6 protein-coding genes are annotated in these 6,764 nt (G+C 74.0%); 5 read left to right on the top strand and 1 reads right to left on the bottom strand.

Annotated elements, in window-relative coordinates; translation table 11 throughout:
- The first annotated feature begins 82 nt into the window (after positions 1–82).
- The 3 genes from MW084_RS00470 (at position 83) to MW084_RS00460 (ending at position 2,888) form a co-directional block, all read left to right on the top strand.
- Complete coding sequence (locus tag MW084_RS00470) at positions 83–877, top strand: thioesterase II family protein (RefSeq protein WP_010468250.1); 795 nt, start codon at positions 83–85, stop codon at positions 875–877.
- 237 nt (positions 878–1,114) lie between these two features.
- Positions 1,115–2,080, top strand: a complete 966-nt coding sequence (locus MW084_RS00465) for a YihY/virulence factor BrkB family protein (RefSeq protein ID WP_010468253.1) — start codon at positions 1,115–1,117, stop codon at positions 2,078–2,080.
- Positions 2,081–2,480: 400 nt separating this feature from the next.
- On the top strand, positions 2,481–2,888 hold the full coding sequence (locus MW084_RS00460; protein ID WP_010468255.1) for a subtilase-type protease inhibitor: 408 nt from the start codon (positions 2,481–2,483) through the stop codon (positions 2,886–2,888).
- 346 nt (positions 2,889–3,234) lie between these two features.
- Here MW084_RS00460 and MW084_RS00455 read toward each other — a convergent pair whose 3' ends face one another.
- Positions 3,235–4,341 (bottom strand): AI-2E family transporter, encoded by a 1,107-nt coding sequence (locus tag MW084_RS00455; protein ID WP_039828640.1) that lies wholly within the window; start codon positions 4,339–4,341, stop codon positions 3,235–3,237.
- Positions 4,342–4,574: 233 nt separating this feature from the next.
- Between MW084_RS00455 and MW084_RS00450 the strand changes: the two genes are divergently transcribed.
- The gene (locus tag MW084_RS00450; RefSeq protein WP_010468259.1) at positions 4,575–5,156 is read left to right on the top strand and encodes a DUF4291 domain-containing protein; all 582 of its coding nucleotides are present in this window, start codon (positions 4,575–4,577) and stop codon (positions 5,154–5,156) included.
- A gap of 119 nt (positions 5,157–5,275) precedes the next feature.
- The gene (locus tag MW084_RS00445) at positions 5,276–6,523 is read left to right on the top strand and encodes an MFS transporter (protein ID WP_010468261.1); all 1,248 of its coding nucleotides are present in this window, start codon (positions 5,276–5,278) and stop codon (positions 6,521–6,523) included.
- The last annotated feature ends 241 nt before the right edge of the window (positions 6,524–6,764 follow it).

Below are 6,764 nucleotides of genomic sequence, written 5' to 3'. Positions count from 1 at the left end.
AAAGAAGCACGCCCGGTGGGCGCNGNCCCCGGCCCGCCGCCCGGCCCACCGGGCCCGCCGCCACAGCCCGGAGGATGACCAGATGAGCACCGGCGCCCGTTCCACCGCGAGGCCGCAGGCCGACGCCGACGCGAGGTGGTTCCGCCGCTTCGAAGCGGCGGGCCGCCCCCGCCGCAGGCTCGTCGTGCTGCCGCACGCGGGCGGCTGGCCGACGTACTTCCACTCCTGGGGCACCGCCTTCGACGACGGCACGGAGGTGCTGGTCACGTGCTACCCGGGGCGGTACGACCGGTCGGCCGATCCGTACGCCACCAGCATGGAGGAGCTCGCCGACCAGGTGAGCGCGGCGCTGCGCCCCCGCCTCGACCTGCCGGTCACGCTCCTCGGGCACAGCATGGGGGCCTCGCTGGCCTACGAGGTGGCGCTGCGTCTGGAGGCCCGGTACGGGACGGTCCCGGCGGCCCTGCACGTGTCCGGCCGCAGGCCTCCCCACCGGCTGGCGCCGCGTCCGCTGGACGACGACGGGGACGAGGCGCTGCTGGCGCAGATGCGCCGGCTGGGCGGCACCGACGAGTCGGTCCTGGCCGATCCGTACCTCCGCGAGCTCCTGCTGCCCGCGATCCGCGCGGACTTCGCGATCGTCGGCAGGTACGGCCCGCGCGAGGCGGACCCGGTGGGGTGCCCGGTGTACGCGTACGTCGGCGACCAGGACGCCACCGTTTCGGTGGCGGACGCCTCGGCCTGGGCCGACGTCGCGCCGCACGGGTTCCACCTCGACGTGCTGCCCGGCGGCCACTTCTACCGGAGCGGCCTGCGCGAAGCGCTGGCGGGGGTCGTGGCGCGGCGGCTGGCGCCGGGCGGGGAGGCCGCCGGCTGAGCGACCCGGGCCCTTCGCCGCGCGGCACCNCGCGGGGCGAAGGGCCGGCCGACCCGNNCNNCCGCCGCACCGGCCCCGGAGGCCGGGCCCGGTGCGGCGGGTACACGGCCCCGGCCGGGGCACACGGCAGATGCCGCGTCACCGGGCCGGCCGGACCGCCCTCCCGCCCGCCGGCGCGGCGGACCGCCACCGCACGGGACGCGGCGCGGGACCACCGGAACCGGGCGAAGGGAAGACATGGGCACGGTCGTGCATGTGCCGCAGACGCGGGACATGGTCGGGGAGGAGCTCTCCGGGGACGAGGCGTTTACCGCGCTGCGGCACTACGGGGGGCGCGACCTCCTCGTCGACTCGTTCGCCCGCTTCCGGTACGCGGACGGCTTCAGCTCCGCACGCTCCCTCGGCTACCAGATGGTGCTGGGCATTGTGCCGTTCACCATCGCCCTGGTCGGGGTGGCGACGACCATGCACACCGAGGGGCTCGGCCGGGCCATCGAGCTGACGCTGGCCCGGATCGTCCCCGGCACCAGCGCGGACCTGGTGCGGCAGGCCCTGGCCGACACCCGGCGCAGCGCCGGGGCGGACGTGGCGGGCGCCGTGGCCATGTGGCTGGGCCTCGGCTTCGCCGTCCTCAACCTCGCCTCCGCCATGGCCCAGGTCGAACGCGGCTGCAACCGGATCTACGGCATCGAACGCGACCGCCCCTTCCTCGCCAAGTACGGCCGGGGCGTGCTGCTCGCCGTGTGCGCGGGACTTCCGCTGGGCGGCGGTTTCCTGGCCGTCGTCGCCGGCCGGGACATCGGGGAGTCGGTGGTCCGCTCCCTGCACTGGCCGCCGGTCCTGCTCGACTGGTGGCTGCCCCTGCACGTCCCGGTGGGGGTGCTGCTCGCGGCGCTGGCCTCGGCCGTGATCTTCCGCTGGGCGCCCCGCCGGGACCAGCCCGGCTACACCTGGCTGGTCTTCGGTTCCGGTGTCCACCTGCTGCTCTGGGTGGCCGCCACCTGGCTGCTCGCCCTCTACGTCGGCCGGAGCGGTTCCTTCGGGGCCGTGTACGGCCCGCTCACCGCCTTCGTCGCACTGCTGCTGTGGGCCAACGTGACCGGTGTCGCCCTCTTCCTCGGCGTGGCCTTCGCCGCCCAGCTCGAAGCCGCGAGGGCGGGCATCACGGAACCGGTCCACCCCGACCCCGGCCCCGGCGCCTGACGGCCGCGGGCACCGACGCCCCCGCGGCACGCGGTGCCCCGGTGCCGCTCCCCTCCCCTCCGAGCCGGACCCGCCTGCGCGGACACTTCCCGACGGGTAACGTCGTTATTCGGTCACCTTGAGTGGACGCCTGGTGAACCCGGTGCGACGAGCAGCAGGTCAGGGGCCCTATGGAGGGTGGTTACACGCAGTGCGCGAACCGTCCCGCCCTGTGTGCACACCTGTGCGGACCGGGGCTGACCTGGCAGAACGATCGTTCGGTTGCCGACAATCGAATGAGATGTCTGTAAATCAGCGCTGAATGTGCACACGTCCTTCGTATCCGAGAGACTCAGCGGCGATCGGCCAGCATTACGCAGCCGATTGACCCTCATATCCTTGATATCGAAAGGACCTCATCGTGCGTCACCGCATCGCCGCCGTCTCCGCCGCCGCCCTCCTGACCCTGGCGGGCGCCTCCGGCGTCGCGCAGGCCCAGCCCTCCGGCTCGGACGCCCCCTCCGCGGTCGTCCTCACCGTCGCCAAGGGCACGGAAGCGGAGACCGCCACCCTCAGCTGCGCGCCGACCGTCGGCGGCACCCACCCGAACCCGCAGGCCGCCTGCGCCGAGCTGGCCGCCACGAACGGCGACTTCGGCATGCTCCTGGCCTCCCCCGACCAGGACCGCTACTGCCCGATGTACTACGACCCCATCACCGTCACCATGAGCGGTGTCTGGAAGGGCGAGAAGGTGGCGTGGAAGCACACCTTCTCCAACGCCTGCGTCATGTCCACGACGCTGAACGGCAGCACCGTCTTCTCCTTCTGACGCGACCGGCCGGTACCCTCGCCGTCCGTCCGCCCCCGCCCCTCCCGGGCGGGGGCGGACGCGTGCGCCCTGCCGGACGAGCCGTACCGCGGTCTGCCGGAGGGGCCGGACCACGGCCTTGCGGAAGGGGTGGCGCCCGGAGCCGGCGGCAGCCCGCGGCAGGGTGGGACGGCCTCTTCGCCCCGCGGATCGGGAACGCTCCCGCCGGAAGCCGCACGATAAGAGGGGGCTGCGGCGGTGAGGCGGGCACACCGCCGGCCGGAAGGCCGTCCGTGCCGCCCCCACCGGCCGGGGATGCCGCGACGGGGGAGCGCTACGGCGGGGGAGCGCTACGACGGGGGGAGCGCTACGACGGGGTGGTCGCGCCGGAGCGCGGCTCGTCGGCCTCCGGCTGCTCGGCGAGCTGCTCACGCAGGTAGTTCCAGAAGACCGCGATCAGCGCGGCCGCCGGTACCGCGAGCAGACTGCCCACGATGCCGGCCAGGCTGCCGCCCAGCGTGACCGCGAGGAGGACCACCGCCGCGTGGAGGCCGAGCCCGCGACTCTGGATCATCGGCTGGAACACGTTGCCCTCCAGCTGCTGCACCACGACGATGAGCACCAGCACGATCAGCGCGTCCGTCAGGCCGTTGTAGACCAGGGCGATGAGCACCGCGACCAGGCCGGCGAAGAGGGCGCCCACGATCGGCACGAACGCGGACACGAAGGTCAGCACCGCCAGCGGGAGCACCAGGGGGACGTCGAGGAACCACAGGCCGATGCCGATGAGGACCGCGTCGAGCAGACCGACGAACGCCTGCGAGCGCACGAACGCGCCGAGGGTCTCCCAACTCCGCGCGGCCACGGCCGGGACGTCCGTGGCCAGCCGCCCGGGGAGCTGACGGGACAGCCAGGGCAGGAACCTCGGGCCGTCCTTGAGGAAGAAGAACATCAGGAACAGCGCCAGGATCGTGGTCACCACGCCGTTGACCACGGTGCCCACCCCCGTGACCACCGCGGTGACCATGCTGCCGACGCTGTCCTGGAGGCGGGCGACGGCCGTGTCGAAGGCCTTGGTGATCTGGTCGTCGCCAATGTTCAGCGGCGGTCCGGCGGCCCACTCGCGCAGCCTCTGGATGCCCGCCGCCACACCGTCGGCCAACTCCGCGGACTGGGACGCCACCGGAACGGCGATCAGCGCCACGATGCCCGCGGCCACCAGGAGGAACACCACGGTGACCACCGACGCGGCCAGGGCCGGGTGCCATCCGTGCCGGCGCAGGAAGCGGGCCAGGGGCCAGGTCAGCGTGGTGATGAACAGACCCACTATGAGTGGCCAGACGACCGACCACATCCGTCCCAGCAGCCACAGGGCCGCGGTGATCGCCACGACGACCAGCAGCAGTTCGACGCAGACGCGTGCCGACGTGCGCAGCGCGGCGGCGGTTTTGGCGGAACTCAACGAAGCAGGCATGGAAGGCACTTTATGGGTACTTCCGTCGCGCCACCGCCAGCGCCGGTCCCGACACCGGCAGCGGTGTCGCCGGTCCTGACACCGCCGCGGGTGCCGCCGGTCCCGCCACCGGCAGCGGTGCCGCCGCCGGCGTCGCGCTCCGGCCCGCCGACGCGGGCCCGGCGCGCTCGCGCGGCGATAATTCCGTGGCGCCCGCGAAGCGGTGCGGACACCCTGTGCCCGTGACAGAACCCATGTACCGGATCCGCGCCCTGCACACGGACTCCACGATCACCGTCTACCAGGCGTACGCACCGGAGATCGGGCTGCCCGCAGCCCGGGACGGCCGCTTCCCGGCGGCGTGGCGGCGGAACCGGATGACCTGGATCAAGCCGTCCTTCCTGTGGATGATGTACCGCTGCGGGTGGGGCACCAAGGAGAGCCAGGAGACCGTCCTCGCCGTGGAGATCACCCGGGAGGGATTCGAGTGGGCCCTGGAACACGCCTGCCTGTCCCACTACGAGCACGGCCTCCACGCCGACCGCGCCGCGTGGAAGCGCCGGTTGAGGCACGCCCCGGCCCGGGTGCAGTGGGATCCCGAACGCGACGTGCGCCTCCGGCCCCTTCCCCACCGGTCGCTCCAGCTCGGCCTGGCCGGCGAGGCCGCACGCTGCTACGCCGACGAGTGGACCGTCTCCATTACCGACGTCACACCGCTGGCCCGCGAGGTCCACGCCCGGGTGCGGGACGGGGATGTGGACCTTGCCCGGAAGCTCCTGCCTCGTGAACGCCCCTACCCCGTGACCGGTGGGTCCCTGGCCCACCTGTGCCGGTAGACCGGCTGCCGGCCGGGGGGCCGCCAAACCGTTCGACGGGGGAGAGCGGGCCACAGCATGATCGTCGCGTGGACCACTCGACGAACGGCACGCCGGACAGGCCCCGATCGCGCCGGGGAGTGCTCGCCCGGCGGGATTTCCGGCTGCTCTGGACAGGCGAGACCGTGAGCGCACTGGGCAACGGCATCACCGCGGTGGCCCTGCCGCTGATCGCGGTCGAGGTGATGGGCGCCGGTTCCACCGCCGTCGGTCTGCTCGCCGCGGCGGTGTGGCTGCCATGGCTGCTGGTGGGTCTGCCGGTGGGCGCGTGGGTGGACCGGGTCCGCAGGCGGCCGCTGATGATCGCCTGCGACACGGTGTCCGCCACGGCCCTGGCGAGTGTCCCGCTGGCGGCGTGGTCCGACGCGCTCGCCTTTCCCCATCTGGTCCTCGTCGCGCTGACCTGCGGCACCGCGGCGGTCTGCTTCGACACCTCCCAGCACGCCTACCTCCGGATCGTGCTCGACGGCCGCGACCTCACGGAAGGCAACGCCGCACTGCAGGGCAGCGAGGCCGCCGCCCGCGTCGCCGGGCCGGGAGTGGCGGGTCTGCTCGCCCAGGCGTTCGGCGTGGTCACCGCGCTCGTGGCCGACGCGTTGACGTTCCTGGTCTCCGCCGTCTGCCTGAAGAGGATCGGGGCGGTCGAGCCGGACCGCGCTCCGGGCGGCGAACGCCCTTCCCTGCGGCAGCAGATCGCCGAAGGGCTCCGCTTCGTGGGCCGCGACCGGTACCTGCGGCCGATGGCCGTCTGGGGTGCCGTGACCAATCTGGCGCTGGCGGGGTACCAGGCGGTCCACGTCGTGTTCCTGGTCCGCACCGTCGGACTGGACCCGGCCGCGGTCGGACTGCTGCTGACCGGTGGCAGCGCCGGCGGCATCGTGGGCGCGCTGGCGGCCGCCCGCCTCGGCCGGCGGTTCGGCACCGCGCGCGGCCTGCTCCTCCTGCAAGCCGTCACCGCGCCGTTCGCGCTGCTCCTGCCGGCGACCACGGCGGGGGCCGGGCTGCTCCTGTTCGCCACGGGTTCCTTTCTCGTCGGGGTCGGCGTCTCCGCGGCCAACGTCGTGGTCGCCGGCTTCCGGCAGGCGTACTGCCCGCCGCACATGCTCGGCCGGGTCGTGGCGACGGCCATGGTGGTCAACCACGGCACCATCCCGGTCGGAGCCCTGCTCGGCGGTCTGCTCGGTGACGCCGCCGGGTACCGGCCGGCCATGTGGACCATGACCGGAATCGTCGCCCTCTCCTGGCTCCTCCTCGTCCTGAGCCCGATACGCCGCGAACGCGACCTCCCGGGGACCCGGGAAGCGGAACGGGCGGGCCCCCGAAGGTGAGGGGAAGCCGAGCGGCGTCGACTGCCGGACACCCGCCACCCACGGCGGACCGCCCCGCCGCCCGCCGGCAGGACGACCGGCACCACCGGGTGGGCGCGGAAGAATTCCACGAGACCCCCGAGGACGACCCGCAGGAGCGGCAGGCCCCCGCCGAGGAGGAGCAGCCGCCCACCGTCCGGGCCCCTCCCCGGCCGGCGGGGAACCGGACGGCGCCGCGGGACCGGCCGCCGGCTCACCGCCC

Source organism: Streptomyces sudanensis, from assembly GCF_023614315.1.
GTDB lineage: Bacteria > Actinomycetota > Actinomycetes > Streptomycetales > Streptomycetaceae > Streptomyces > Streptomyces sudanensis.
This window is presented reverse-complemented; position numbering and strand designations above follow the sequence as displayed.

Bases quoted from the DNA above. Each gene is read 5' to 3' on its own strand.
- MW084_RS00470 (WP_010468250.1), top strand. From the start codon at position 83: ATGAGCACCGGCGCCCGTTCCACCGCGAGGCCGCAGGCCGACGCCGAC.
- MW084_RS00465 (WP_010468253.1), top strand. From the start codon at position 1,115: ATGGGCACGGTCGTGCATGTGCCGCAGACGCGGGACATGGTCGGGGAG.
- MW084_RS00455 (WP_039828640.1), bottom strand. From the start codon at position 4,341: ATGCCTGCTTCGTTGAGTTCCGCCAAAACCGCCGCCGCGCTGCGCACG.
- MW084_RS00450 (WP_010468259.1), top strand. From the start codon at position 4,575: ATGTACCGGATCCGCGCCCTGCACACGGACTCCACGATCACCGTCTAC.